Annotated in this window: 29 protein-coding genes; 18 read left to right on the forward strand and 11 right to left on the reverse strand. The window is 64.8% G+C overall.

Features of this window, described 5'->3' with window-relative positions:
- Nucleotides 1-4 precede the first annotated feature (4 nt).
- Both I6F09_RS18275 and I6F09_RS18280 read left to right on the forward strand, forming a co-directional pair.
- Nucleotides 5-1,522: a sugar ABC transporter ATP-binding protein gene (locus I6F09_RS18275; protein ID WP_225152325.1), complete on the forward strand. Its 1,518-nt coding sequence runs from the start codon at nucleotides 5-7 to the stop codon at nucleotides 1,520-1,522.
- Entirely contained in the window at nucleotides 1,519-2,544 is a 1,026-nt protein-coding gene (locus I6F09_RS18280; protein ID WP_225188697.1) for an ABC transporter permease, read from the forward strand. Before I6F09_RS18275 ends, I6F09_RS18280 begins: the two co-directional genes overlap by 4 nt.
- 4 nt (nucleotides 2,545-2,548) lie before the next feature.
- On the opposite strand, the gene I6F09_RS18285 is transcribed toward I6F09_RS18280, so the two are convergent.
- Nucleotides 2,549-5,020 carry a TonB-dependent receptor gene (locus tag I6F09_RS18285; protein WP_225188698.1) on the reverse strand — a complete coding sequence of 824 codons (2,472 nt, stop codon included), beginning with the start codon at nucleotides 5,018-5,020 and terminating at the stop codon, nucleotides 2,549-2,551.
- A 164-nt stretch (nucleotides 5,021-5,184) separates the two neighbouring features.
- Nucleotides 5,185-6,537 (reverse strand): histidine kinase, encoded by a 1,353-nt coding sequence (locus I6F09_RS18290; RefSeq protein ID WP_192893121.1) that lies wholly within the window; start codon nucleotides 6,535-6,537, stop codon nucleotides 5,185-5,187.
- A 201-nt stretch (nucleotides 6,538-6,738) separates the two neighbouring features.
- On the opposite strand from I6F09_RS18290, the gene I6F09_RS18295 reads away from it, so the two are divergent.
- Together I6F09_RS18295 and fghA are read left to right on the forward strand one after the other, a co-directional pair.
- On the forward strand, nucleotides 6,739-7,359 hold the full coding sequence (locus I6F09_RS18295) for a response regulator transcription factor (RefSeq protein ID WP_036007891.1): 621 nt from the start codon (nucleotides 6,739-6,741) through the stop codon (nucleotides 7,357-7,359).
- 69 nt (nucleotides 7,360-7,428) lie between these two features.
- Nucleotides 7,429-8,274, forward strand: a complete 846-nt coding sequence (gene fghA / locus I6F09_RS18300; protein ID WP_128263293.1) for an S-formylglutathione hydrolase — start codon at nucleotides 7,429-7,431, stop codon at nucleotides 8,272-8,274.
- 160 nt (nucleotides 8,275-8,434) lie between these two features.
- Here fghA and I6F09_RS18305 read toward each other — a convergent pair whose 3' ends face one another.
- Nucleotides 8,435-9,004, reverse strand: a complete 570-nt coding sequence (locus I6F09_RS18305; RefSeq protein WP_225142639.1) for a DUF3280 domain-containing protein — start codon at nucleotides 9,002-9,004, stop codon at nucleotides 8,435-8,437.
- A gap of 60 nt (nucleotides 9,005-9,064) precedes the next feature.
- Between I6F09_RS18305 and I6F09_RS18310 the strand changes: the two genes are divergently transcribed.
- The 6 genes from I6F09_RS18310 (at nucleotide 9,065) to I6F09_RS18335 (ending at nucleotide 13,921) form a co-directional block, all read left to right on the forward strand.
- Nucleotides 9,065-10,246, forward strand: a complete 1,182-nt coding sequence (locus I6F09_RS18310; RefSeq protein WP_225188699.1) for an ABC transporter substrate-binding protein — start codon at nucleotides 9,065-9,067, stop codon at nucleotides 10,244-10,246.
- A gap of 8 nt (nucleotides 10,247-10,254) precedes the next feature.
- On the forward strand, nucleotides 10,255-11,223 hold the full coding sequence (locus I6F09_RS18315) for a YVTN family beta-propeller repeat protein (protein WP_225112039.1): 969 nt from the start codon (nucleotides 10,255-10,257) through the stop codon (nucleotides 11,221-11,223).
- On the forward strand, nucleotides 11,220-12,026 hold the full coding sequence (locus tag I6F09_RS18320) for an ABC transporter ATP-binding protein (protein WP_225131831.1): 807 nt from the start codon (nucleotides 11,220-11,222) through the stop codon (nucleotides 12,024-12,026). Before I6F09_RS18315 ends, I6F09_RS18320 begins: the two co-directional genes overlap by 4 nt.
- Nucleotides 12,023-12,871, forward strand: coding sequence for an ABC transporter permease (locus I6F09_RS18325; protein ID WP_036029401.1), 849 nt, complete (start codon nucleotides 12,023-12,025; stop codon nucleotides 12,869-12,871). Before I6F09_RS18320 ends, I6F09_RS18325 begins: the two co-directional genes overlap by 4 nt.
- Nucleotides 12,868-13,482 carry a hypothetical protein gene (locus I6F09_RS18330; RefSeq protein WP_225188700.1) on the forward strand — a complete coding sequence of 205 codons (615 nt, stop codon included), beginning with the start codon at nucleotides 12,868-12,870 and terminating at the stop codon, nucleotides 13,480-13,482. Before I6F09_RS18325 ends, I6F09_RS18330 begins: the two co-directional genes overlap by 4 nt.
- A gap of 136 nt (nucleotides 13,483-13,618) precedes the next feature.
- The gene (locus I6F09_RS18335; RefSeq protein ID WP_036007909.1) at nucleotides 13,619-13,921 is read left to right on the forward strand and encodes a copper-binding protein; all 303 of its coding nucleotides are present in this window, start codon (nucleotides 13,619-13,621) and stop codon (nucleotides 13,919-13,921) included.
- A 31-nt stretch (nucleotides 13,922-13,952) separates the two neighbouring features.
- Here I6F09_RS18335 and I6F09_RS18340 read toward each other — a convergent pair whose 3' ends face one another.
- Together I6F09_RS18340 and I6F09_RS18345 are read right to left on the reverse strand one after the other, a co-directional pair.
- Nucleotides 13,953-14,513 (reverse strand): PQQ-dependent catabolism-associated CXXCW motif protein, encoded by a 561-nt coding sequence (locus I6F09_RS18340; protein WP_036029396.1) that lies wholly within the window; start codon nucleotides 14,511-14,513, stop codon nucleotides 13,953-13,955.
- A complete protein-coding gene (locus I6F09_RS18345; protein WP_057026625.1) occupies nucleotides 14,510-15,394 on the reverse strand; it encodes a substrate-binding domain-containing protein in 885 nt (294 codons plus the stop codon). Before I6F09_RS18345 ends, I6F09_RS18340 begins: the two co-directional genes overlap by 4 nt.
- Before the next feature lie 126 nt (nucleotides 15,395-15,520).
- Between I6F09_RS18345 and I6F09_RS18350 the strand changes: the two genes are divergently transcribed.
- Together I6F09_RS18350 and I6F09_RS18355 are read left to right on the forward strand one after the other, a co-directional pair.
- Nucleotides 15,521-16,444 (forward strand): quinoprotein relay system zinc metallohydrolase 2, encoded by a 924-nt coding sequence (locus I6F09_RS18350; protein WP_225188701.1) that lies wholly within the window; start codon nucleotides 15,521-15,523, stop codon nucleotides 16,442-16,444.
- Nucleotides 16,445-16,498: 54 nt separating this feature from the next.
- Entirely contained in the window at nucleotides 16,499-17,317 is an 819-nt protein-coding gene (locus I6F09_RS18355) for a quinoprotein dehydrogenase-associated SoxYZ-like carrier (RefSeq protein ID WP_225188702.1), read from the forward strand.
- 203 nt (nucleotides 17,318-17,520) lie between these two features.
- Here I6F09_RS18355 and I6F09_RS18360 read toward each other — a convergent pair whose 3' ends face one another.
- Nucleotides 17,521-17,880 (reverse strand): hypothetical protein, encoded by a 360-nt coding sequence (locus tag I6F09_RS18360; RefSeq protein ID WP_109142938.1) that lies wholly within the window; start codon nucleotides 17,878-17,880, stop codon nucleotides 17,521-17,523.
- A gap of 87 nt (nucleotides 17,881-17,967) precedes the next feature.
- Here I6F09_RS18360 and I6F09_RS18365 point away from each other — a divergent pair, with 87 nt between their 5' ends.
- The 5 genes from I6F09_RS18365 to I6F09_RS18385 are packed head-to-tail and all read left to right on the forward strand — an operon-like array spanning nucleotide 17,968 to nucleotide 21,629.
- Entirely contained in the window at nucleotides 17,968-18,942 is a 975-nt protein-coding gene (locus tag I6F09_RS18365) for an ABC transporter substrate-binding protein (protein ID WP_225188739.1), read from the forward strand.
- 1 nt (nucleotide 18,943) lies between these two features.
- Complete coding sequence (locus I6F09_RS18370) at nucleotides 18,944-19,681, forward strand: ABC transporter permease subunit (RefSeq protein ID WP_036042015.1); 738 nt, start codon at nucleotides 18,944-18,946, stop codon at nucleotides 19,679-19,681.
- On the forward strand, nucleotides 19,671-20,399 hold the full coding sequence (locus tag I6F09_RS18375; protein WP_109142936.1) for an ATP-binding cassette domain-containing protein: 729 nt from the start codon (nucleotides 19,671-19,673) through the stop codon (nucleotides 20,397-20,399). Before I6F09_RS18370 ends, I6F09_RS18375 begins: the two co-directional genes overlap by 11 nt.
- A 47-nt stretch (nucleotides 20,400-20,446) precedes the next feature.
- Nucleotides 20,447-21,256, forward strand: coding sequence for a pentapeptide repeat-containing protein (locus tag I6F09_RS18380; RefSeq protein ID WP_225127874.1), 810 nt, complete (start codon nucleotides 20,447-20,449; stop codon nucleotides 21,254-21,256).
- A gap of 25 nt (nucleotides 21,257-21,281) precedes the next feature.
- Nucleotides 21,282-21,629: a hypothetical protein gene (locus I6F09_RS18385; RefSeq protein WP_225156476.1), complete on the forward strand. Its 348-nt coding sequence runs from the start codon at nucleotides 21,282-21,284 to the stop codon at nucleotides 21,627-21,629.
- 24 nt (nucleotides 21,630-21,653) lie between these two features.
- Here the strand turns inward: I6F09_RS18385 and I6F09_RS18390 are convergent, their stop codons facing one another.
- The 5 genes from I6F09_RS18390 to I6F09_RS18410 all read right to left on the reverse strand — a co-directional run bounded on the left by I6F09_RS18390 (nucleotide 21,654) and on the right by I6F09_RS18410 (nucleotide 24,353).
- Nucleotides 21,654-21,863 (reverse strand): hypothetical protein, encoded by a 210-nt coding sequence (locus I6F09_RS18390; protein ID WP_036007926.1) that lies wholly within the window; start codon nucleotides 21,861-21,863, stop codon nucleotides 21,654-21,656.
- A 217-nt stretch (nucleotides 21,864-22,080) separates the two neighbouring features.
- Entirely contained in the window at nucleotides 22,081-22,950 is an 870-nt protein-coding gene (locus tag I6F09_RS18395) for a hypothetical protein (protein WP_225188703.1), read from the reverse strand.
- A 229-nt stretch (nucleotides 22,951-23,179) separates the two neighbouring features.
- Nucleotides 23,180-23,260 (reverse strand): pyrroloquinoline quinone precursor peptide PqqA, encoded by an 81-nt coding sequence (gene pqqA, locus I6F09_RS18400; protein WP_008562446.1) that lies wholly within the window; start codon nucleotides 23,258-23,260, stop codon nucleotides 23,180-23,182.
- Nucleotides 23,261-23,478: 218 nt separating this feature from the next.
- Nucleotides 23,479-23,964: a hypothetical protein gene (locus I6F09_RS18405; RefSeq protein WP_225127670.1), complete on the reverse strand. Its 486-nt coding sequence runs from the start codon at nucleotides 23,962-23,964 to the stop codon at nucleotides 23,479-23,481.
- The gene (locus I6F09_RS18410; protein ID WP_036007934.1) at nucleotides 23,961-24,353 is read right to left on the reverse strand and encodes an EF-hand domain-containing protein; all 393 of its coding nucleotides are present in this window, start codon (nucleotides 24,351-24,353) and stop codon (nucleotides 23,961-23,963) included. The genes I6F09_RS18405 and I6F09_RS18410 overlap by 4 nt, the downstream gene beginning before the upstream one ends.
- 317 nt (nucleotides 24,354-24,670) lie before the next feature.
- Here I6F09_RS18410 and I6F09_RS18415 point away from each other — a divergent pair, with 317 nt between their 5' ends.
- Nucleotides 24,671-26,335 carry a methanol/ethanol family PQQ-dependent dehydrogenase gene (locus I6F09_RS18415; RefSeq protein WP_128263279.1) on the forward strand — a complete coding sequence of 555 codons (1,665 nt, stop codon included), beginning with the start codon at nucleotides 24,671-24,673 and terminating at the stop codon, nucleotides 26,333-26,335.
- The last annotated feature ends 2 nt before the right edge of the window (nucleotides 26,336-26,337 follow it).

Genomic DNA, 26,337 nt, shown 5'->3' on the forward strand with positions numbered 1-26,337 from the left:
TGCCATGCCAGAACCGTTTCTCGAACTGGTCGACATCAGCAAGAGCTATCCAGGCGTGGTCGCCCTCGACCACGTCGGTCTGCAGGTGTCGCCCGGCGAGGTCGTTGCGCTGATCGGCGAGAACGGCGCCGGCAAGTCGACGCTGATGCGCGTGCTCGGCGGGGTCGTGGAGCCCAGCGGCGGCTTCATCCGTGTCGACGGGGCCGCGCGATCTTCGCTCACCGTGGCGGATGCGATCAAGGCGGGCATCGCCTTCGTCCATCAGGAACTGAACCTGTTCGACAATCTCGATGTCGCCGGCAATGTCTTCATCGGCCGCGAGCCCGTGCACGGCGGGCCCTTGCGGCTGATCGATCGTAAACGGATGTATGCCGATGTCGCGCCGCTGCTGGAGCGGCTGGGCTGCGATTTCGCGGCCGATGCGCCGCTCGCCGACCTGTCGCTGGCGCAGCGCCAGCTGGTCGAGATCATGAAGGCGCTTTCGCTCGACGCTCGTCTCGTCATCATGGACGAGCCGACCTCGAGCCTGACGCTCGCCGAGACGGACCGCCTGATGCGCACCGTGGCCGGCCTGAAAGCCCACGGCGTCAGCATCATCTTCATCACGCATCGGCTCAACGAGGTGATGCAGTGCGCCGACCGTGCGGTCGTGCTGCGCGACGGTCGCGTGGTCGGCGCGCTGACGCGTGCGGAGCTCTCTCCGGCGGCGATGATCCGCTTGATGATCGGCCGCGACCTGAAATCGCTCTACGTTCCGCCGGCCGCGCCGCCCGGCGACAGCGTGCTGGAGATCGTCGATGCGGTCACCGACACCTATCCCGGCCGCGCCGTGAGCCTGTCGGTCCGCCGCGGCGAGATCCTCGGGCTTGCCGGTCTCGTCGGGTCCGGCCGCACCGAGCTCGCCCGCGCCGTCTTCGGCATCGACCCACTGCGTGGCGGCACGATACGACTCGATGGCGAGCCGATCCGTATCGCAAGCCCACGGGCCGCCATCAAGCAAGGCATCTATCTCGTTCCGGAGGACCGCAAGGGCGCGGGCCTGCTGCTCGACGTCTCGATCGCCGAAAACATCTCGCTGCCGGATCTGGCGTCCTATATGCGCTTCTGGCTGGTGGATACCGATCGCGAGAACGAGAACGCGGTGCGTCAGCGGGAGCGCCTAAAAATCCGCGCGCCCGACGTCAAGACCGCCGTCGGCTCGCTGTCGGGAGGCAACCAGCAGAAGGTCGTGCTCGCCAAATGGCTGTCGATGCGGCCGAAGGTGCTGATCGTCGACGAGCCGACGCGTGGGGTCGACGTCGGAGCCAAGCAGGAAATCTACGGCATGCTGCGCCGCCTGACCGATGCCGGGGTGGCGATCCTGATGATCTCCAGCGACATGGAGGAGGTGATCGGGGTCAGCGACCGGCTCGCGGTGATGCATGAAGGCGCGATCTCGGGCTTCCTTGATCGCAGCCAGTTCAGTGAGCACAATGTGCTGCAGCTTGCCGTTGGCCACACAATCACGGCGGAGGGACCTTGAGCAAGAAAGACCTGAGCCTTCTCGTTCTGATTCTGGTGGTCGGGACCGTTGTCGCCCTGATCAATCCGAGATTCCTGTACGTTGGCAATCTCTCGAACACCGCCAACCAGATCGGGTTGTTCGGCATCTTCTCCATCGCCGAAGCCTTCATCATCATCATCGGCGGGATCGAGCTGTCGGTGGGTTCGGTGATCGCACTGCTGGGCGTCCTGTTCATCGACCTGATCGTCAATCACGACGTCAACTGGGTCGTAGCCCTCGCGATGATCGTCGCGGCCGGGCTCGTGATCGGCCTCATTCATGGCACGCTGGTGACCAGGATGCGGATCCAGGCTTTCGTGGTCACGCTGTGCGGCCTTCTGATCTATCGCGGCGCGGCGCGCTATTACACCGAGGACGCGACGGCGGGCTTCGGCTTCGGCGCGAGCTTTCCGATGCTGGAATGGCTGGCCGCCGGCCGCACAAACGTGCTCGGATTCCCGCTGCCGCACAGCGTGGTGGCGCTCGCCGTGGTGGCCGTGATCGCCTGGGTGGTGCTTCACCGCTCGGTGTTCGGCCGCTATCTTCTTGCCGTCGGCAAGAACGAGGAAGCGGCACGCTACTCCGGCATTCGCACCAACCGCGTGATCATCTCGGCCTATGTCATCTGTGGCGGGCTGACTGCGTTTTCGGCGATCCTGATCGCGATGTACACCCGTTCGATTTCGCCGGCGGTGCACGGCTCGTTCTACGAGCTCTACGCCATCGCCGCCGCCGTGCTCGGCGGCTGCTCCTTGCGCGGCGGCGAAGGCTCGATCATCGGCGTCGTGCTCGGCACCGTGCTGCTCCAGGTGCTGCAGAATCTCGTCAACCTGCTGGGCATTCCGAGCTCGCTCAATTTCGCGGTGATGGGAACGGTGATCCTGGTCGGCGTGCTCGGCGATCAATATCTGGTGCAGCGACGCCACCGCGCGAGTGCGGCCAAAGGCCGGGAGCAGGCGAACGTCGCTGCGGCTCCGCTCGAGCGCGTGAAGGTGGAGTGAAAATCTAGAACGTCACCCGCAACCCCGCGTAAAACGCGCGCGGCCTTGCCGGGCTCAGCGAGCGCGGGTCGGTGAAATCCGCGCCGCCATTGGTGAAGTTGGGCAAGGCGTCGCGGTCGAAGAACTGGCCGTAGGTCACGTAACGCTTGTCGAAGATGTTGTCGACGCGGCCGTAGAGCTGGACGTTCTTCGCGATCTGATAGGAGGTGTGGAGATTGAACACCGTATAGGACGGCAGCTTCGCGAACTGGTTGGACTCGTCGCCGACCAGATACTGGCTGGAGACGAACAGCGCGTTGCCGCCGACCTTCCAGACGTCGGTCACGGCATAGTCGACGCCGACCTTGACGCGGTGGCGCGGGACTGCCGGGATCTGGTTTCCGGGCCTGACCTGAATGGTCTCGGAGGTATCGTCGGCAAACGGGCTTTCCGAGCCGAGCTCGAGCGGATCAAGGAAGCGGGCATCGACGAACGCGTAACTCGCCTGGAACTGCAGCGTCGGAGACTTGATGTTGACTTCGGCTTCGAGCCCCTGCCGCCGTGTGCGGCCTACGTTCGAAAAATAGCCGAAACCAGTCCGGCCAACGACCGGCACCGCCATGATGTCGTCGTGGTTGGTGGCGCGAAAGCCGCCGATCTTCCATCCGAGGGTGCCGATGTTCAACTCCTTGGTGCCCCGGAAACCGGCCTCCACGGTCTTGGAGACGACCTGCTTCAACGGTGGATCCGCAACCAGGAAGGCCGCGATGAGACAGGGCCTGGCGGGATCGGCGCAGCCGAGCTCGAGCGGTGTCGGCACGCGGTTGGCCTCGGAATAGCCGGCATAGGCGGTCAATTCCGGCGTGATCCTGTAGGTGCCGCCGATGATCGGATTGAAACGCGTGAAGGTGTGATCGCCGTTGAGCGCAGTCCCAAGCTGATCTTCCAACGTGATCCGCGCCGCATTGAAGCGGCCGCCCCCCGTGATGGCGAAGGCATCCGTGACGTTGAACGTATCCATCGCGTAGAGGCCGTTATACTGATTGACGGTCCGCAGCGAGACCGGGCCGGCGACGGGGTCCGCCACAGGAGTCGGTCCCAGGAAAACGCCGCTGCCGCTGACGACGTAGTTCTCTCCCATCGAGCCGATTTCGGAGGAGGCGTTGTAGCGCGTGACGCTGGCGTCATAGGTTGCGCCCACCACGAAGCGGTTGTCATGACCGAACAACTGGTCGGTGTTGGTGGCCTGCCCCGACACGCCGAACGTGGTCGAACGGATCGAGCCGCGGTCGATCGCGCCGAGGATCGTGCCCGGCGCAAATGGGTTGGCAAGCTGCACGCCGCCCGCGCCGTAGGCGGGTGAGGTGTCGTCGCCAAAGCAGAGCAGCGCCGGATCTGCAGCGCACTCCTCCACGTCGGTCGGGTTGCCGTCGACCACCTTTTGCTCGTACCTGCGCACACGCGCGGTGCCTTCGAGCGTCCAGGTCGGCGTCGCGTCGACCTTGCCGGTCAGGTTGAGATAGCCGACGCGATTGGAGGTGGTCTGCGGCGTGGTGTAGGTCGCGCCCCAATATCTGTCGAGCAGCTCGGCCGGGACCGTGGCGCTGGCGCCGAAATCGTTCTTGGCCACGCCCATATTGGCGTGGAATTCGCTGTCGCCGGCCCTGTAGCCGACATCGCCGTAGAAGCGCCGCACGGTCGATTGGGAAAAATTGCGGAAGCCGTTGTCGCGCAGTCCTTCGAGCGCACCGTAGACGGCGAAGTTCTGGTCGACCTGCTTGCCCCATTGCGCCGAGCCCTGGATGCGGCCGAACGATCCGCCCATGAGGTCGAGCTCGGCGCCCTGATAGGTGAAGCCGTCCTTCATTTGCAAGTTGATCGCGCCGCCGAGTGCATTGAGGCCGAAGGCCGGATTGTTGGTCACCAGCGTCACCGACCTGATCGCGGCCGTCGGAATCAGGTCCCAATTGACGGCGTCCGAGAAGGCCTCGTTGATGCGGACGCCGTTCTGGTACACCGCAAGGCCTTGCGGCGTGCCCGTCACGGGCGAAGCGACGAAGCCGCGGAATTCGACATCCGGCTGGAACGGATTGCCGGTGACTTCGCTGATGTTGATGCCGGCGATGTTGTCGCGCAGCGCGTCCGTGACGTTCAGCGAACCGGTGCGCCTGATCTGGTTGGCATCGACGGCATTGATCGCCGACGGAACCTTGTCGACATCGAGACCCCGGCCGGTGCCCGGCGAGGTCGGATAGACGTAAAGGCGTGTCCTCGGCGCGGCCGATCCCGGCGCCCCCACGCGCGCAACAGGTCGCGACGGCGCCGCGCGCCGCGCTGCCGAAGGTGGTGCGGTCACCTCGACCGGCGGCAGGTTCTGGACGTTGGTCTCCTCGTCCGGCGCGGCCCCGGCAGGGGTCGCATAGACCAAGCCCGATACCAGCCCGGTCGACACCGAAGCCATCAACAAAGCACGCTTGAACGAAACAACCTTGCCCATCCCCGCCTTCCCATCCGTGACCACCGACTGTTTTGATGTTCCGCCGATTGGTCGGGACGAGTTTATTCGGCCGCAATGGGGACGCCAGCCACAAAAGGTCGGACCCTATCCACACCCATTTTCCCGACCAAATCGGGAATTTTTCCCGATCGCTTTGGATGCGATCAGGTTGCCGCTGTCGGCACCAGCGCTTCCACGGTCACACCGCCCTCACCCGAGACCACATTGAGCGTGCCGCCGAGCGCCAGGATCCGCTCGCGCATGCCGACGAGGCCGAAGCCGAGCTTCTGGCCTGGCTCCATGCCGCGGCCGTCGTCGCTGACCCGCACCCGGGCGCAGAAGCGGCCGCCGGCCTGCTCGACCGGCTCGATGACGACGCTGACCGAGGTCGCACCGGCGTGGCGGAACACATTGGTGAGCGCCTCCTGCACGATGCGGTAGATGGTGAGATCGGCGGTCTCGCCGGTGGGGCCCAGCGCCGGCGAGATCGAGGTCTCGATCGCAACGTCGGGATGCGACTCCCGCCACAGCCGCGACAGGGATTCGAGCGCCTGGCGCAGGCCGAGCTCGGCAAGGCCCACGGGCCGAAGACGCTCCAGCACGCGGCGATTGAACTGCTGGAGTGCATTGATCTGCTCCAGCATGGCGCTGCCATGTTTGCGCACGGCATCCGCACTCGGCTCGCGTCCGTCCGCCTGCTTCGCCAGCGCGCTCGCATGTGCGCGCAGCGAGAACAGATAGGGTCCGAACTCGTCGTGCAATTCGCGCGCGATCTCCTTGCGCTCGATGTCCTGCAGCGACACCGCGCGCTCGGCGAGGCGCCGCTTGTCCTCGACCGCTTCACCAAGCGTCGCGGCAAGATGGTTGAGCCTGGTGCAGATCGCCGCTAGCTCCGGCGCGCCGCCCGGCGCGACGCGGGCCTCGTAATGTCCGCTTTCGAGCTTCCCCATGGCGTCCGCCAGCGACTGTAACGGTGCCAGGGCACGGCCGACCACCTTCATCATCAGGAAAAACAGCGCAAGCGCGATCACCGAGCCGACCTCGAGCTGGGTCACGATGCCGTCCCAGATCTCGGCGATCTCGTCGTCGGGATGCGAGGTGATCACGAGCGAGCCGGGCTTGCCGCGGATCGAGACCGGCACGCTGACCGCGGTCTGCTCCGGATGGACCAGGCTGACGAACCAGGCCGGCGGGGCACGCGTGTCGACATCGGAGCCAAGCCGGCGGGGCGTCAGCGGGTTCCCACCGGAATCGTGCAGCGCGATGCTGACATGGCGCAGGCGACTGAGATCGCGCGCGATCTGGTTCAGCCTGGCATCAGGATCGGGTGCCTCGTTGAGATCGGCAACGATCATCTCGATGAATTCGCGCGCGAGGCGGATCACGCTCTGGTCCTCGGCCTGCACGCGCGGGCCGGCCTCGGCGATCTGCCGGCCGATATTGACCGCGAGCCCCAGCGCCAGCAGCAGCGCCAGCAAGAGATTGATGCGCCCGCGCAAGGAAAGATTCTGCCACATTGGTCTCGCTCGTGCCTCGCGAAGGGTTGGCGCCTGTCCGACGACGTTGACAGAGGCGAACCGCCCGATATCTAATCGGAAGCGTACAGCAATCCCAGCCGGGTTGCATGAGCCGACACGAGACGCGCGTCTTGCCTGGTCAGTCTCATGCGGCGCAGAACAGGCAAGCTCCAAGGGAACGGGCTGTCGCGGGGAACGCCTATGCGCATTCTGATCGTCGACGATCATCCCATCGTCGCCTCCGGCTGCCGTGCCGTGCTGGCCGACGAAGGCGAGATCGAAATCTTGGAAGCCGCCGACGCCGAGGACGGCGAGTGCGTCTTCATCGTCGAACGTCCCGACCTCTGCATCATCGACATAAATTTGCCAACCGTCTCCGGCTTCGAGCTCGCGCGCCGCATCCTAGAGCGCGCGCCCGAGGCGCGCATCATCATGTTCAGCATGAATGACGACCCCGCCTTCGCCGCGCGTGCGATCGAGTGCGGCGCCAAGGGCTACGTCTCCAAGACCGGCGACCCCGACGACCTCGTCGAGGCGATCCGCGCCGTCGGAAGCGGCGGCACCTATCTTCCGACCGCGATCGCGCGCAGCATCGCCTTCGCCGGACCCACGCTGGCGCAAAACCCGCTGTCGAAGCTGAACGCGCGCGAGATGGAGATTCTGCGGCTGCTCAGCGCCGGCAAGAGCCTGTCCGAGATCGCGTGGCTGGTGCAATCGTCCTACAAGACGGTGGCCAATACCTCGTCCATCATGCGCCAGAAGCTCGGGGTGAAGACCTCGGTGGAGCTGGTGCGGCTGGCGATCGACAGCGGTGTCGCCTGACCACGCCACGAATTCGGTCACACAAGCGTTGCAATCTTGATGTGGTGAGATGCCACGGAGCTCTTAGGCATGACGATTCAGACTGTCTCGACCAACAAATCCCATGGCGGCGTGCAGGGCGTCTATCGCCATGCCAGCCAGGTGACCGGAACCGACATGGTGTTCTCGGTCTATATCCCGCCGCATGCGGACGGGGCCAAGCTGCCCGTGGTCTGGTATCTCTCCGGCCTTACGTGCACGCATGCCAACGTCACCGAGAAGGGCGAATTCCGCAAGGCCTGTGCCGAGCTCGGCCTGATCTTCGTCGCGCCCGACACCTCACCGCGCGGCCCCGACGTGCCGGGCGATGCCAACAACGCCTATGATTTTGGCCTCGGGGCCGGCTTCTATGTGGACGCCACGCAAGAGCCGTTCGCACGCAATTATCGCATGTGGAGCTACGTCACGGACGAGCTGCCGAAGCTGGTTGCGGAAAGCTTTCCGGTCGACGCCAGGCGGCAATCGGTGATGGGGCATTCGATGGGCGGCCACGGGGCGCTGACGGTAGCGCTGCGCAACCCGCACCGCTTTCGCGCAGCCAGCGCCTTTGCCCCGATCGTGGCGCCCTCGCTCGTGCCCTGGGGCATCAAGGCGCTGACCGGCTATCTCGGACCGAACAAGGAGGCCTGGCGCAATCACGACACGGTGGCGCTGATCGAGGACGGCGCCAAGTTCTCCGGCTTCCTGGTCGACGTCGGCGAGGCCGACAATTTCCTGAAGGAGCAGCTCAGGCCGGAGCTGCTCGAGGCCGCCTGCGCCAAGGCCGGCATCCCGCTGACGCTGCGGCGCCAGGCGGGCTACGACCACAGCTATTATTTCATCTCGACCTTCATGAGCGATCACCTGCACTGGCATGCGGAGAGATTGAAGGGGTGACTACGTTCTTCCTTCTCCCCTTGTGGGAGAAGGTGGCGCGAAGCGCCGGATGAGGGGTTCTCTCCGCTCGCACGACCATTCGTGGGGATGGAAACCCCTCACCCGTCTCGCCGCTACGCGGCGAGCCACCCTCTCCCACAAGGGGAGAGGGAAAACCCCTTCACGGCTTCCCGTAGTTCGGCGCCAGCAGGCGGTTGCGGATGAGATAGCTCATCGTGCGCGACCAGGATTCATCCGTGTTGCCGCGCATGTCGGCGCTGGCGACCGCGACCATGTTGCCGGTCTTCACGTCGCGCAGATAGATGTTGAGATTGATGATCAGGTTGGAGACCTTCTGCACGAGGCCGGTGATCTCCAGATCGGCGCCGAGCTGGCCGGCGAGCTTGAGGTCGCAGCCGCCGCAGGCCTGCAGGTTCGCGCCACGGGCGGCCTCCCGTACCGGCGCGATGTCAAGCACCTGGAACCGGCCCGACTCTGCCAGCTCCTTGCGCAGCTGCTCGCTGATGCGCATGAGCCGCGCCTCTTCCGGCTTGGAGCCGTAGAACTCGCCCGGCAGGCTGGTGTCGACCAACTCGAAATCGAACACCGCGAGCTTCGGTGGATCGGCGAGCGCGCCCGCCCCCGTCCACAGCAATGCTGCGGTTGCCAACAATGCTCGCATGATCGTGATGCCCGGCTTCGCGCGCGCGGGGACGAAATGCGGGGTTGCACGGCCTGACAAATTGGTCATGCTTGAAGCAGAGACAATTCTTCACCGGCGGTCAAGCCGGGGAGATCGTCTGGAGGAAACATGATCCGATGGTTGGCCGGCCTGATCGGCTTTGGTCTTGCCGCGACGAGCGCGCTTGCGGCCGATCCCGTCACGATCGGCGTCGGCTATCTCGCAATCGCCGGCACCCGATCAACGCTGTCGCTCGCCGAGCAGCCTGCCGAGAACGACGGCCTCGCCGGCGCGCGCCTTGCCATCGAGGACAACAACACCACCGGGAAATTCACCGGCCAGCGCTTCACGCTGGAGGAGCGCCGCATCAGGGAAGGCGAGGACGTGGTGCAGGCTGCGACCGCGCTCGCCGAGAAGAACGGCTTCATCATCGCCGACCTGCCCGCCGATGCGCTGTTGAAGGTCGCGGACGCCTTGCGCGACCGCGGCACGCTGCTGTTCAACGCCGGCGCGATCGACGAGCGGCTGCGCGAGACCGATTGCCGCGCCAACGTCATCCACACCGCGCCGACGCGTGCGATGCTCGCCGACGCGCTCGGCCAATATCTGGTGTGGAAGAAGTGGTCGCGCTGGCTGCTGGTGGTCGGCTCGCACGACGAGGACAAGCTGTTCGCGGATGCTATCAGGCGCACCGCGGCGCGGTTCGGCGCCAAGATCGTGCAGGAGCGAACCTTCGAGGACAAGGGCGGGGCGCGGCGCACCGATAGCGGCGTAGCGCAGATCCAGCGTCAGATCCCCGTCTTCACGCAGCAGGCACCGGCCTATGACGTGCTGGTCGCCGCCGACGAGAGCGAGGTGTTCGGCGCCTATCTGCCCTATCGCACCTGGGATCCGCGCCCGGTCGCCGGCTCCGCCGGCCTCGTGCCGCGCAGCTGGGACGCATCGCAGGATCAGTGGGGCGCGATCCAGATGCAGAACCGCTTCATCAAGCTGAATTTGCGCCGGATGACCGCGCGCGACATGCAGGCCTGGACGGCGGTGCGCATGATCGGCGAGGCCACCTCGCGCACCAATTCCGGCGAGGTCAGGAAGGTCACCGATTTCATCAAGGGTCCGGATTTCTCGGTCGCCGCCTTCAAGGGCACGCGACTGACCTTGCGCGACTGGAACCTGCAGCTGCGTCAGCCGATCCTCCTGGTCGACGGCCGGATGGTGGTGTCGGTGTCGCCGCAGGAAGGATTCCTGCACCAGGTCTCCGAGCTCGACACGCTCGGCTACGATCGCCCGGAGAGCAAATGCAAGCTGAAATGAGGATGCAGATGTCGCGGATGTGGCGTGTTGGACTTCTCTCCGCATTGGCGCTGGCGGCAGCCCCAGCGCATGCGTTCATCGCCTATGTCTCGAACGAGAAGAGCAATACAGTCTCGGTGATCGATACCGACAGCTGGACCGTGACCAAGACCATCAAGGTCGGCCAGCGTCCGCGCGGCATCGACCTTACCCGCGACGGCAAGTTCGTGATGGTCGCGGTCGGCGACGACGACACCATCCAGGTGATCGACGCCAAGACGCAAACCGTGGTGGACAGCCTGCCCTCCGGACCCGACCCCGAGCTGTTCGCGCAGGATGCCGCCGGCAAGACGCTCTATGTCGCCAACGAGAACGACAACACGGTGACGGTGATCGACCTCGAGAAGCGCGCCCGGCTCGGCGACATCCAGGTCGGTGTCGAGCCCGAGGGCATGACCATCAGTCCGGACGGCAAGACGCTGATCAACACCTCGGAAACCACCAACATGGCGCATTTCATCGACACCGCCTCGCGCCAGATCGTCGCCAACGTGCTGGTGGACGCGCGGCCGCGCTACGCCGAGTACAAGCATGATTCTTCCGAGGTGTGGGTGTCCTCGGAGATCGGCGGCACCGTCTCGATCATCGACCCCAAAAAGCACGAGGTGATCGGCAAGGTCACGTTCGAGATTCCGGGCTTGCGCAAGGAGGCGATCCAGCCGGTCGGCATCGGCATGACCAGGGACGACAAAACCGCGTTCGTCGCGCTCGGCCCCGCCAACCGCATCGCCGTGGTCGACGTCGCCTCGCGCAAGGTGACGAAATATCTCCTGGTCGGGCAGCGGGTCTGGCACATGGCGTTCACGCCGGACGAGAAATATTTGCTCACCACCAACGGTGTGTCGAACGACGTCTCCGTCATCGACGTCGCCGCGCAGAAGGTGATCAAGACCATTCAGGTCGGCGAGCTGCCCTGGGGCGTCGCGATCGCGCCATGACCAGCCCCGCCCCGATCGCCGAAGCCCAGGAGACGCCGAGACCCGAAGAGGCCGCGGTGCCGGCATTGTCGATCGACGGTGTCAGCCATGCCTATGGTCCGCGGCGCGCATTGACGAACGTGTCTTTCAATGTGCAGCCCGCGAGCTTCACGGCGCTGCTGGGACTCAACGGCGCCGGCAAGAGCACGCTGTTCTCGCTGATCACGCGGCTGTTCGGCATCCAGTCCGGCCGCGTCGGCATTTTCGGGCACGACGTCAGCAAGAGCCCGGGCGAAGCGCTGCGGCTGCTCGGGGTCGTATTCCAGCCGCGCACGCTCGATCTCGATCTGTCGCTGACGCAGAACCTGCTCTACCACGCCGCGCTGCACGGCATCGGCCGCCGCGAGGCCTCGGCGCGCAGCGCCGAGCTGCTCGGCCGGATCGGCCTTGCCGATCGCGCCGCAAGCAAGGTGCGCGACCTCTCGGGCGGACAGATGCGGCGGCTGGAGATCGCCCGGGCGCTGCTGCACCGGCCGCGCCTCTTGCTGCTCGACGAGCCGACCGTCGGCCTCGACGTCAAGGCGCGCGCCGACATCATCAGCCACGTGCGGCAGCTCGTGACCGAGCAAGGCATCGGCGTGCTCTGGGCCACGCACCTGTTCGACGAGATCATGCCCGATGACGATCTCGTGGTGCTGCACCAGGGCAAGGTGCTGGCGCAGGGACCGATGAACCGCGTCGTCGCGGAAGCCGGCGCGCAGGACGTCAACACCGCCTTCATGCGCCTGACCGGCGCGCAAACCATGCCTGGAGGCGGCGCATGAGCAGCATCACGACGCGCGAGGCGCCGCGCGGCTTCTCGTTCGCCGAGTACATGACCTGCCTCAGCGGCATCGTCTGGCGCGAGGGCCTGCGCTTCCTGCATCAGCGCGAGCGCTTCGTTTCGGCGCTGGTGCGGCCTTTGGTGTGGCTGTTCATCTTCGCCGCCGGCTTCCGCCAGGTGCTCGGCATCTCCATCATCCCGCCCTACGAGACCTACATCCTCTACGAGGTCTATATCGCGCCCGGGCTGATGGCGATGATCCAGCTCTTCAACGGCATGCAATCCTCGCTCTCGATGGTCTATGACCGCGAGATGGGCAACATGCGGACGCTCCTGGTGAGCCCGCTGCCGCGGGGGTTCCTGTTGTTCTGCAAGCTGCTCGCGGGCACCGCGGTATCGCTGCTCCAGGTCTATGCGTTCCTGCTGATCGCCTGGCTCTGGGACATCACCCCGCCGCCCCAGGGCTATCTCACCGTGCTGCCGGCGCTGATCCTGTCGGGGCTGATGCTGGGCTCGCTCGGCATGCTGATCTCGTCGGGCATCAAGCAGCTGGAGAACTTCGCCGGTGTCATGAACTTCGTGATCTTCCCGATGTTCTTCGCCTCCTCCGCGCTCTACCCGCTCTGGCGCGTGCAGGAGGGCAACCCCTATCTCTATTATCTGTGCGAGGCCAATCCGTTCACCCATGCGGTCGAGCTGATCCGTTTCGCGCTGTATGGCCAGATCAACTGGATCTCGCTGGCGGTGGTCGCGGTTTGCACAATCGTCTTCATGATCGGTGCGATCCTGGCCTATGATCCCTCGCGCGGGTTGGCGCGACGCGGGCCTGCGGGAGGCGAAGGATGATTGTTCGGGTTCTGGTCACCTCTGTACTGGTGCTCGCTGTCGCGAGCACGACGGCGCACGCCGCCGATCCGCGCTATCCGGACTGGCCGTGCACCCAGGCGAAGGTGCCCGAGATCTCGCTGGCGGCCGTGTGGGGCGGTCCGCCGCTCGACGACGTCCAGAACAGATGGAAGGACGACGCCAGGATCAGCGCGCTCGTTGCGAAACTGGCGGCGCGCAAGACGCCACTGGATGAGGCGGAAAAGCTGGTGAAGGAGTTTCTCGCGGGTTCCGCTGCCGACAAGACCGCGAACGCAAAGCTGCTGTTCGCCGGCCTGTTCGACACGCTCAACGCCCAGCGCTCCCAGGTCATGAACGGACTCGAGCGAGTCAGCCGCAAGCAGCGCGATGCCGCCGACAAGATCCGCGAGGAGGCAATTCAGCTCCAGGCCCTGCAAGGGGCCACACCGCGTGACGAGGCCAAGGTCCAGGCGCTCAGCAACGAGCTGATCTGGAAGACCCGGATCTTCGAGGACCGTAACAAGGTGGTGCGCTTCGTCTGCGAGGTTCCAACCTCGCTCGACCAGCGCCTGTTCGCGCTCGGACGCGTCATCCAGCAGGAAATGGAATAGTGTCAGTTACGCTGACCGCTCACGAAAAGTTCCCGCAATCGCCCCGGCAACGTTAACCTTTCGCCGCGCTATGTGCCGGAACCAAATCGATTTATGATGGCTTGTCGACGTGAACTCAAGACGTCGGGAGGCCTCGATGGGAACCACAAGAATCATGTTTGCGGGCGCTGCGGTCCTCAGCATGCTCGCAACCAGCGCCTTTGCTGACGACATGACCGGGATGATCACGCGGATCGATCGGCTCAACGGCACGATTTCGATCCAGCAGACCCAGAAGGGCACGGTCGGCGCCAGCACAGGCAGCGCCGGCGCGCTCCAGGAGTACAAGGCCAAGGATGCGGCGATGCTGGATGCCGTCCATGCCGGCGACAGGGTGAGCTATTCTGCGACCGAGACCAACGGTACGGGCACGTTGACGAAGTTGCAGAAGCAGAAGTAACGGCGCTGGCGCCTGATCTCTCCTGCTTGCATCAATGTTGCTCCGGCCGCGGCTCCGGCTGCGCCTCTTCCGTCGGCAGCTTCGCGCCCTCCCAGCCGTCGGTGCCGTCAGGATACCAGGCGATGTTGGCATAGCCGTAAGCGAGCGCACGCTTCGCCGCGTTCCAGGACATCCAGCAATCGGCGAGGCAATAGATCACCAGCAGCGCGGCCTTGTCGCCGCGTGAGGCGCGCGCGAGGCCACGCTGAAGATAATCGTCCATGGCGGGCGGCAAGTTGCCGTAGCCGGTGTCCGGCAGCCAGAAGCTGCCCGGAATGTTCCTGCGCGGCGCGTCACGCCACACCGTGCTCACAGGAAGGTTCTTTGGTTTCGGCGCGCGCGGCATCACGTCAACGAAGGTGCCGCTGTTCGCACGCCAGATCGCCTCCGCCTCGCCGGTCGTGAGCACGCGCGCGCCAGCGAGCGTCGCCGGCACCGGCGCGCGATAATTGTCGGTACGATATCCCTCGGGCTCGAACGGCTCCTGCTGCTGCGCCGACGCCGGGGCCACGAGCAAGGCAACGACGAACGCAGCGGCAAGCGGCCGGCTCATGGCGCCTTCTTGGCCGTCTCCGCGCCGAGCGGCCGGTTGCTCTCGTCCAGCAGCGGCACGCCGAAATCGAGCAGGATCTTGTTGATCTCGCCCTGGTTCTCCTGGATCACCCGGTTGAGCTGCCGCTTCCAGTTCTGGTCGGCGGGTCGCACGCCCATGCCGATGCGATAGACCAGCTTGGACCCGGTGGTCTCCTTGACCAGCGGCATGACGCGCAGCGAGGGGCCGGCTTTCTTCGCATAATAGCCGGCCATCGGTCCCCAGAGCACGCCGGCGTCGATCTTGCCGGCAGCGAGGTCGTCGATCATCGCCTGCGCCGAATTGTCGAAGCGCGTGTCGATCATCAGCTGATACGGCTTTGCATCGCCCATCAGGCCTGCCAACGCCATATTGGTCGCCGGCGGCGTGCCGGCGACGATGCCGATATGCTTACCTTTCAGGCGTGCGTCCTGCAGCGTGTCGACGTCCTCGAGCCCGCTGCCAGTCTTCGCAACCAGTGCATAGGTCGTGCGGTAGTAGGGATTGGTGCCCTGCACGAGGTCGTCGCCCTGCGGGTAGCCCATGATGACGTCGCAGCGATGCGCACCCAGCGTCATGCGCACGAAGCCGGCGGCCTGCGGGAAGAACACGTAGTCCAGCTTCTTCTGCAGCTTGTCCGCCAGAAACTCGGCGAGCTTGTTCTCGAAGCCCTCGCCCTTCTCGTTCGAGAACGGCAGGTTGCGCGGGTCGGCGCAGACGCGCAGCACCTTCGGGTCGACCAGCTCGAATGAGAGATCTCCGGTCTCGTTGGTCTGCGCGATGGCGAGATCGCCATAGGCACACGATGCGATCACGATCCAGAGTGAAAACCACCAGCGACGATGTCGTCCGGCCTGCGTCATCGCGCTTCCTCCTCGTTTTGTTTGAATGTTATCCATGCAACGCATGACGCGCCACGTGTGCCAACTTTTGCCGGCTTTGCTTTGTTGCAGTGCAATGAGGCCAATTCTTTGAACTGAGGCGGAAAAGTGTCTCGCATCGCTCTCGTGATCGCAGCCTTGTCCCTGGTAGCAGCCACGCTAGCACGCGCCGGGGCGGCCGAATTGCCTGTGAGCGAAGTCGCGCCGGGAATCTTCGTACACTCCGGGGCCATCGCGCTGATGAGCCGCGAGAACGAAGGCGGCATCGCCAATGTCGGCTTCATCATCGGAGGTGACGCGGTGGCCGTGATCGACACTGGCGGCAGCCTGCGCGAAGGCGAGGCGCTGCTGGCGGCGGTACGAGCGCGCACGCAAAAGCCGATCCGCTATGTCATCAACACCCATGGCCATCCCGACCATGTCTTCGGCAATGCTGCCTTCATGGGGGAGGGAACCAGCTTCGTCGGCCACAGCAAGCTGCCGCAGGCGCTGGCGAGCCGCGGGCCCTTCTATCTCGACAATTTCAGGCGCCTCATGGGCCCCGAGCTGATCGATCCCGTGAAGATCGTACCGCCGACCCTGCTCGTAACGGACACGCTCACGCTCGATCTGGGCTCGCGCCGCTTGACCTTGCGCGCTTGGCCGGCCGGGCACAGCGACAACGATCTGACCGTGTTCGACGAGAGCACCAAAACCCTGCTTGCCGGCGATCTCGTCTTTCTCGGCCACATTCCGGTGATGGACGGCAGCATTCGCGGCTGGCTCGCCACGCTGAAAGAGTTGGAGACGATCCCGGCGCTGCGCGTTGTTCCCGGTCACGGTCCTGTGAGCGACTGGCCAGCGGCGCTGAGCGATCAACGACGTTACCTGTCAACGCTGCTGTCTGACGTCCGCGCCCTGAACAAGAGGGGCGCGCCGATCCGCGCCGCTGCGGACAAGGCGGCGGCGGACGAGCGGCCGCACTGGCAGCTGTTCGAGGACTACAACGCCCGCAACGCAACTGCAGCATTTTCGGAAATTGAATGGGAATAGCGGGCGCGCTACGCTGGCAGGAGATCAGCTTCACCTAAACCGAGGAGCATGACCATGACGGCATGCACACGCCGCCTGCCCCTGATTGCCCTGCTCCTCGGCATCGCCTTTGCCGTGCCGGCGCAGGCGGACGAGGCCTCCGATCCCTGGCCGGGCCTGGTGCAGGACATCTTCAGCAACCGGCCGATGAACGACGGCGCCGAGGTCATCGGCATCGAGATGCCCTATCGCGCCGAGGATGCCGCCATCGTGCCGGTGACGCTGCGCAGCAAGCTGTCGCCCGGCGACAGCAGACGCATCCGTTCGATCACGCTGGTGATCGACCGCAATCCCGCGCCGATGGCCGCGAAGTTCGAACTCGGCCCGCACGCCAATGTCACGGAGATCTCGACCCGTGTGCGCGTCAACAACTACACCGACGTGCATGCGGTGGCCGAGCTCAGCGACGGCCAGCTCTACGTCTCCAAAGTCTATGTGAAGGCCTCCGGCGGCTGCTCGGCGCCGGCTGCAAAGAACGTGGAGGAAGCCAAGAACCGGCTCGGCCAGATGCGCTACCGGCAATTCGCCCGTGAAGAGGGTCCGGCAAGCCGGCTGCGCGAAGCGCAGATCATGATCGGCCATCCCAACAATTCCGGCCTGCAGATGGACCAGGTCACGCAGCTCTATATTCCCGCCTTCTTCATCAACCAGCTCAGATTGACGCAGGACGACAGCCCCGTGCTGTCGATGGAAGGCGGCATCTCGATCTCGGAAGATCCCAACCTGCGCTTCACCTATGTCTCCAACGGCGCCAAGCGCTTTCGTGCGGAGGCCCGGGATACGGACGGGCATGTGTTCCGCAATGAATGGGATGTGGAGAAACCGGGGACTTAGTTTCGTCAGACTTGCGCTGAAGCCCCCTCTCCCCTTGCGGGAGAGGGTGGATCGCCGCGTAGCGGCGAGACGGGTGAGGGGTATGTTTCCGCGCCCACCTGCCTCTCATGCTGGAATATGCCGATAGAACCCCTCATCCGGCGCTTCGCGCCACCTTCTCCCACAAGGGGAGAAGGAAGATCGCACCGTCTGTGCCGCGATAGCTAAAAACACCTCACCTCGGCTTCCGCCTGCGCGCGCCTTAAGTCATTCACCGCCGAGTTGGCCTGCTCCGAGGTGCGAAACTGCACGCCGAGATCGCCGCGCACTTGCGACATGCTGAGCGCGGTCTCGGCGGTAACATAGCGCTCGTAGGGTATGATCGAGGCGACCACGTCGATGGAGCAGGAACATTGCTCGATCGCGGAGCGCGTCTCGCCGTTGGCCTTCATGCAGCCATAGACGTATTCCGCGCGCGCCGCGGTGGGATAATCATTGGCCTCTTCGGCCCGTGCCACGCATACGCTGGCAGCGAGCGCCGTCAATGCGGCGACAATCGGTCGTAGCCGTCCGGCCAGATCCATGCGCGTCCTCCCGCTGGTTGCGACCAAGGCTATGCTATGCGTATTGTGCTGAAAAGCACTCTGTCAGAGGAAACGGCTCACAAGGTGATGACAGTTTTGGCGCGAATATGGGCGCTCGCAACGGTGCTGGCGCTAGCCGCACCTGCCGGCGCTGCGGACACAATCCGCCTTGCGGTGCAGAAGACCGGAACATTCTCGTGGGAGCTGGCCGCGATCCGAAGCGCCGGCCTCGACAAGGAGGCCGGCCTGGCGCTGGAGGTCACTGAGCTGGCGAGCACCGAGGCCGGCAAGATCGCGATGCGCGCCGGCAGCGCCGACATCATCCTGTCGGACTGGCTGTGGGTGTCGCGCGAGCGCACGCTCGGTGCGAAGCTCACCTTCTATCCCTATTCCAGCGCGCTCGGCGCCGTGATGGTGCCGGCCTCATCGCCGATCAAGACGCTCGCCGACCTCAAGGGCCGCAAGCTCGCGGTCGCCGGCGGGGCGATCGACAAGAGCTGGCTGCTGCTGCAGGCGCGGATGAAGCAGGACGGCATCGACCTCAAGTCGGAAGCAACCATCGTCTACGGTGCCCCGCCGCTGATCGCCGCCAAGGCGCTGGACGGGGAGATGGATGCGAGCCTCAACTTCTGGAATTTCTGCGCCCAGCTCGAAGCGAAGGGCTTCAGGCGCCTCGCCGGCATCGAGGACATCTTGCCGAAGCTGGGTGCCAAAGGCGCGGTCGCCGCGGTCGGCTATGTCTTCGATGAGAGCTGGGCCGCGAGCCATAAGGAGGCCGTCGCGCGCTTCATCGCGATGACCCGCAAGGCCAAGGAGTTGCTGGCGACCTCGGATGCGGCCTGGGACAAGGTCGCGCCGCTCACCGGCACGACGGATCCTGCCCTGCTCAGGACCTACCGCGAGCGCTACCGCGACGGCATTCCGCGCCGGAGCATCGATGACGAGAAAAAGGACGCGCGCGTGCTCTACCGCGTGCTGGCCGAGATCGGCGGCCGCGACCTCGTCGGCCCCGCAGCCGAGCTCGATCCCGGCACCTTCTATCACGCAGTCCCCGGAGACTGAGGTGCTGCGCCTGCTGTCGTTCGCCCTGTTCCTCGCGATCTGGTGGATTGCCGCGCTCGTGGTCGGCGGCGCAAAGCTGCCTTCCCCTCCGGCGGTGCTTCAGGTGATGATCGCGGAAGCATCAAGCGGCGCGCTGTTCCTGCATCTCGGCGCCACGCTGGCGCGCGTCGCGCTCGCCTTCACCCTGGCGATGTCGCTCGGCAGTGCCATCGGCTATTTGATGGGCCGGGTGAAGCTCGCCGACCGGCTCGGTGATCCCTGGCTGATCCTGCTGCTCAACCTGCCCGCCTTGGTCGTGATCGTGCTGGCCTATATCTGGGCTGGCCTCACCGAGGCCGCCGCGATCGCAGCGATCGCCATCAACAAGCTGCCGACCGCCATCGTCACCTTGCGCGAGGGCACGCGCGCGCTCGACCGTTCGCTCGACGAGATGGCGAGCGTGTTCGCAATGCCGCGCTGGCGCGCCTTCCGCCACGTCGTGCTGCCGCAACTGGCGCCCTATATCGCGGCCTCGGCCCGCTCCGGCCTGTCGCTGGTGTGGAAGATCGTGCTCGTCGCCGAGCTGCTGGGGCGGCCGAACGGCGTCGGCTTCGAGATCGGCGTCGCCTTCCAGCTGTTCGACACGCCGCGGCTGCTGGCCTATTCCCTCACCTTCGCCGCCGTCGTGCTCGTCATCGAAACCTTGCTGGTGCAGCCGTTCGAAGCCCGCGCAAACAGGTGGCGGCCCCGTGCGGCTTGAGGTCGATATCACGGGCAAGACTTTCAGGAGTGCCGCGGGCGGAACGCACGAGGTGCTGGCGCCCGTCACGTTCGCGCTGCAATCCGGCGAGGTCGGCGTGCTGATCGGCCCCTCGGGCTGCGGCAAGAGCACGATGCTGCGTATCATCCTGGGACTGGACCACGACTTTGCGGGCCACGTCGCGCGACCGCCGGAGGCACGGATCGGCATGGTGTTCCAGGAGCCGCGCCTGCTGCCGTGGCGCTCGGTCGAGCAGAATGTGCGGCTGGCTGCGCCCGATGTCGCTGATGCCAAGCTCGCCGAGCTCTTCAGGATTTTGGAGCTGGAAGCGCATCGCGACCACTATCCCGGTGAGCTCTCGCTGGGTTTGGCCCGGCGCGTGGCGCTCGCCCGCGCCTTTGCCGTCGAGCCGGATATTCTGGTGCTCGACGAACCGCTGGCATCGCTCGATGACGCTCTCGCCGGACGCCTGCGCGATGAGATTGCAACGCTCGTCGCGAGCCGGCCGGTGATGACGCTTTTGGTGACACACAGCCTGGACGATGCAGTGCGCCTGGGCGACCGGCTGTTCTTCCTATCGCCGCGACCAGCGCGGATCGTGGCCGAGGTGCCTATCGGCATCCCGCGCGACACACGCGGCGAAGCCGAAATTGCGGCGATCAAGGCCGGCCTCGCGCAACGAACTCAAGGCGACCGCACTGAGCGAGATGCCTCATAGCCGGTCGCCTGGCGGACGTGCTAGATTAGCGGGCGGCGGAGCTGATGATGACACGAACAGTCGCCTTCGCAACGCTTGGTCTTGCAGCGCTTAGCCTCGCACTCGTTGCGGTGACGGCGGGCGCGCAGGACATGATGCGTGGCGTCGACCTCACCTCCCCCGCGATGGTCTCGGCTGAAATGACGAGGCCGGAGGTCGAGGCCATGTTGGCCAAAGCGAGCCCAAAGCAGCCTGCCGATTTCACCGGCAAACGCCTGTCGGGTCTCGATCTCTCGGGGCTGGACCTGTCCAACACGGTTCTCCGCGCCGCGCGGCTCAACAAGACAATACTTCGAGACGCCCGGCTGGACGGTGCGATCCTCGATCAGGCGTGGCTGCTGGATGCGGATCTTACCGGCGCAAGCCTGAAGGGCGCCAATCTATTCGCCTCGCAAATGGCCCGCGCGCGTCTCGACGGTGCGAACCTGTCAGGAGCGCGCATCGCTGCCGACCTCACCGGCGCAAGCCTGGTCGGCGCCTCGATCGCGGACGCGAATCTCGGCGCCGATATGCGCAACCAGTCGATGGGACTGATGCGCGCGGTGCTGAGATCCGCCAAGCTGGAACGGCTGAACGCGCGCAACGCCGATTTGTCGCGCGTCGACCTCGAATTCGCAGTCCTCAGGGGCGCCGATCTGAGCGGCGCATCACTGAAAAACGCCCAACTCGGCGGAGCCGATCTGACCGGCGCCATCGTCATCGACGCCGATTTCGACGGCGCCGATCTCGTCTCGGCGAAGCTGATCGCACCAAACGGCCTTGACCGCGCCAAGAATTTCGACAAGGCAAAGAACCGCGAGCGCCTGATCAAGGAATGACGGCGCCCTTTGGGAGGACTGGCTGATGCGTGGGGTTCTTGCTTTGATCGCGTTGTTGACGCTTGCCGGCGAAGCCGCCGCGCAGACCAAGGGCAAGGGCATCAGGCTCTGGAATCTCACGACGGAGACCATCTCCGGCTTCCAGCTCGCACCCGCGGGCAAGACCGACTGGGGTCCGAACCAGTGCCTGAATGACAAGGACAAGGAGGTCGACCACGACGAGCGGTTGCGCATCAACGGCATCGAGCCCGGCCGCTACGACGCCAGGGTCAGCTACCCCAATGCACGGCAGTGCATCGTCCGCGATATCGAGATCAAGGCGGATGCAGTGTTCTCGATTGCGGACAAGGATCTGAAGGACTGCACCAAGTAGCGCAGCGGCTCTCCGTTGGAGCTGCTATGCCTTGTCGTTCGGGTGTGGATATTCGCAGCGCCACTTCACCGCGTGCCACTTCGGATGCTCACCGACCCATTGCGCGATATAGGGCGGCGCGGCCATCGCGCATTGCCGCGGCGACCCGGAATAGTGGAACACCAGATGCCGCTCCTCGCAGGTCGCAGGCGAGAGCACCGCGCACACAGTCACCACCAGGTCAATCGGGTTCATGCCGGAATCCTCTCGCAAGGGGGCGATGGAGAGATTAGCACATGAAGCTACGCGCGAAGGAGGGGGAAGTTTCATAGCGCCGAAGCCTCGTTATGGCCGGGCTCGGCCATCCACGCCTTGCCTCGTGGAACAAAGAACGTGGATGCCCGGGCCGCGCCTCGCCGAAGCGGCTTCGGCCGCGTAGCCGGGAGAAGCCCGGGCAAGACGATCTTCCGCGCTAGAAGTTCACGCCGAACACCAATCGCGCCTGATGCCGCTCGAAATTGACGAGGTCGAGATTGCCGCCTGAGCCGGCCGGGCGCCCCCAGGCCTGCATGCTCCAGCTTGCGGTGAGCCGGGAACGCTCGGAGAGCTGGAAATAGGCGGTGGGGCCGACAAACAGGGCGTGGCCTGAGAACTCGCTAAGGCCGATGCCCTCATATTGCCGGAAGTAGCGCATCTCGCCGCCAAGCAGCACATTGGGCCGCACGCGAACCAGGCCGGCAAACGCGGCCCCGATCGTCGAGCTCTTCTCGGATGCCCCTCCAATCTCGAAGCGCGCCCATTCCGGCTGGTAGATCAGGTTGAGGGCGCCGATGGCGAAGTTCGGAATGAGTTCGCGGTCGAAGGCGAGCGTGAATTCGGTGCCGTACATCCGCCCTTTCGCGCCGCTGGTCTCGTCGATGCGGTCGCCGTGAAGCTCGGCCGCAATCGTGAAGCCGAATGGTGCGCGCTCGCGGTCGAGCAGGCGATAGCGCAGGTCAAGCGAGATGCCCTGGAAGTTGAACTGGCGGCGGTCGTCTATATCAGGGACGCCGGTGATGTGGTGCAAGCTGGCGGTGCCGCCGACCTCGACACGAAAATTCGGCAGCGGCACGACCTCGATCTCGACCTCATGTTCAAGGGCGCGATAAGCGCCCCCGCCTTTGCCGAAGCGCCCCGTCGTCTGGGTCTGGAATTCGCGCTCGCCGACATTGCCGATATCGGTGCCGATCATGAAGCCGAAGATGTGCTCGGTATCAAAACCTGCCTCGGCGCTGCTGCGCGCCGGCGCCAGCACGATCGCGCACACGATCACCGTCCAGAACTTGCAGGCTCTGCCGCCCATCCCGTGCCCCAAAGGCGCGCGCCGCTGTGATGCGGCAGCAGCGCTGACCGGGCGTCAGCGTAACACACTGCCGCAGAGCACGGTCGAAATTTTGCGGGGAAAGAATTGAAGCCCCTCCCACGTGCGGCTTTCGCGCGATCCGCAAAGCATGGAGCACGGCGAGGCGCAGATCCGACACTGCCACGGCTCCGACGGCGTTTGCCATCGAAGCCGCGGCAGGTCGTCGGTCTTACTTGCGCGAGGCGCAGGCGTACATGTTGATTTCCATGCCGACCGGCACTTCCACGATCTTCGGAGCTTTCCAAGCCATTCGGGTCTCCCAAGGTATTGAGCGCGACATCGCGCGGCGAAAAACCTAGGGCTGCGTCGAGTGCAGTTCAAGCCTCGATTCGACTGCCGTCACGTCTGTGCCGATACTTCGCGGCCGCAATTTCTCTCTCGGACAAAGCAAGTTCCCTCCTGGTCAAACACGACCAGCGAGACACCGCCTTGTGCAATGCACCGCGCGTCCAATCGACAACGGTGCCGTCAGCAGTCCTTGTCGGCCATTTCGGCATTCGGCTTGGCGCCCGCGGCGCGCTGAGCCGCCGTCGGCTCGCTCTGCATTTGCCGCTGCGCATCCTCGGACGACGCCGGCGATTCACCGCTGGCCCGGTTCATCGTGCTGGTCGGCGGATGCTGGCTGCTATCGCTCGCCGAACCGGACGTGTGCGATTGCGCGGAGCCCACGGTGACAGGGCCAGAACCGGCATCCTTGTCGGTCTTGTCGGTGCTGGCGCTGCCGGTGTTGCAGGGACCGGCGACCGCAACCCCGGCGCTCAGCGTCAGGATTGCGCAGGCAGCAAGAAGGGAACGCTTCGTATTCATTTGCATCTCCTTTTCTCCCGCAGCGCAGCCCCGGCGCCGGCAGGACATGCGGAGAAACAGGCCGAGCAGCCCGATGTTCCCGAGCGTCAGGCCGGAATGATCGCAAACGTTACGCCCGTCATGCCCGTTCCGCTTGCGGCGCTTCACCGGAGCAATCGTACGAGCGCGCGCCCGGCACGCGAATTCAGCTCCTTCGCATCCAGCGTTCCATCCTTGTCGGGATTGGCTGCGTTGAAACGCTGCTCGACCACCGACAGATATTCGTCGAGGGTGAGGGTCCCGTCGCGGTCGGGGTCTGCCGCGGCGAGTTCTTTCGCGCTCAACCGTCCACGCAATTCGCGCGCATCGAGCGTGCCGTCGCGATCGGGATCGAGCTTTGCGAACGAGGCGGCGGCCACCTTCTTCACCTCGGCAAGATCGAGCGTGCCGTCATTGTCGGTGTCGAACAACTTGACCGCATTGCCGGAGGCCGACCACGCCGGACCGGCCGAAAGTGCAATCACAAGTGCAAGGGCAATCGAGCGAGCCGAAATCATCGAGACCTCCCTGACATACCCCCAGATCAATGGGGCAGAGCCGAGATAAACCCGCAAGCGGCCCTCGGTTCAAGTCCGGACCTGCAACTTGCGCGCGCCACAACCGGTAGAGATGCATTGCCCTGCTCCCAATAGTGCTTCGCGTCGCGGAATTTCTCAGCGTCTGCGCACAAGTTGGAGTTGCCTTTGTCAGGTTTCCGTCAGGTGACCGCCGACGATATCGGCACGGCAGTTACGACTTTCGTATTGACGCGTTTTGGTTTCCGACGGAGTGTTGCAGCCGCAGCGTCAAAAGGCGCGCATTTTGGGAGGAACGGATGAAACGCTTTGCGATGGCCGCGAGCCTCGTCATGCTTGCGTCAACCTGTGCAAATGCACAAACCACCGAGCAGCTGGTCAAGGGTGCGACCGACACATCGAACGTTCTCAATTACGGAATGGGCTACAATCTCCAGCGCTTCTCGACGCTGAAGCAGATCAACAAGGATACGGTCAAGAATCTCGTCCCAATCTGGAATTACAGCTTCAATGACGATCGGAGCGAGGAATCACAGCCAATCGTCTATCAGGGCGTCATCTACGTCACCTCGCACAATGCCACGATGGCGGTCGATGCCAAGACCGGCAAGCAGATCTGGAAGAGCAAGATCGAATATCCGGCGGAGACGCCGCGAATCGTCTGCTGCGGCATCATTAACCGCGGCGTCGCGATTCACGAGGGCAAGCTGTTCCGTACGACCCTCGATGCCCACGTGATTGCCATCGACGCGAAGAACGGCAAGGAGCTGTGGCGGCAGAAGGCAGCCGACATCAAGGAAGGCTATTCGATGACGGTGGCCCCGCTCGTTGCCGACGGCGTCGTCATCACCGGCATTTCCGGCGCCGAATTCGGCACCCGCGGCTTCATCGACGGCTGGGATCCGGCGACAGGCAAGCATCTTTGGCGCACCCATTCGATCCCCTCGCCGGACGAGCCCGGCGGCGACACCTGGAAGGGCGACACCTGGAAGCTCGGCGGCGGCTCGACCTGGATCACCGGCTCTTATGACCCTGAGCTGAACACGATCTATTGGGGCACCGGCAATCCCGGTCCGTTCAACTCGGCGGTGCGCCCCGGCGACAATCTCTACACCTGCTCCGTGCTGGCGCTGGATCCCAAGACCGGCAAGATCAAGTGGCACTACCAGTTCTCGCCGAACAATCCGTTCGACTACGACGCCGTGGCCGAGATGGTGCTCGCCGACGTGAACATCGAGGGCAAGCCGACCAAGACGCTGATGAATGCCAACCGCAACGGCTTCTTCTACGTGCTCGACCGCACCAACGGGAAGCTGCTCGCGGCTAATCCTTACGTGAAGGTGAATTGGGCGACCGGCATCGACATGAAGACCGGACGTCCGATCGAGACCGACATCTCGAAGGACGCACGCGAGGGCAAGAAGGTGACGGTGTATCCCTCGATCCTCGGCGGCAAGAACTGGGAGCCGATGTCGTTCAATCCGCAGACCGGCCTCGCCTATGCCAACACGCTCGCCTTCGGCGGCAGGTACAAGACCGAGCCCGTCACCTACAAGCAGGGCGAATGGTACCTCGGCATGGACCTGACCGACCTCTGGGAATACGGCGACGGGCCGCGCGGCCATCTCAAGGCTATCGATCCCATGACCGGCAAATCGAAATGGGAAGCGCCGAGCGACATTCCGCGCTTCTCCGGCGTGCTCTCGACGGCCGGAGGCGTCGTATTCTCTGGCGCGCTGACCGGCGAGTTCGAGGCCTTCGACGCCGACACCGGCAAGAAGCTCTGGCAGTTCCAGACCGGCTCCGGCATCGAGGGACAGCCGGTGACCTGGCAGCAGGACGGCGTGCAGTATGTCGCCGTGACGAGCGGCTATGGGGGCGTGTACTCGCTGTTCTCCGGCGACGAGCGGCTTGCCAACGTGCCGCCCGGCGGCTCGCTGTGGGTCTTTGCGGTCAAGCAGTAAAC

Origin of the sequence: Bradyrhizobium sp. IC3195 (assembly GCF_020193585.1) — a bacterium.
In the GTDB taxonomy this organism is placed as follows: domain Bacteria; phylum Pseudomonadota; class Alphaproteobacteria; order Rhizobiales; family Xanthobacteraceae; genus Bradyrhizobium; species Bradyrhizobium yuanmingense.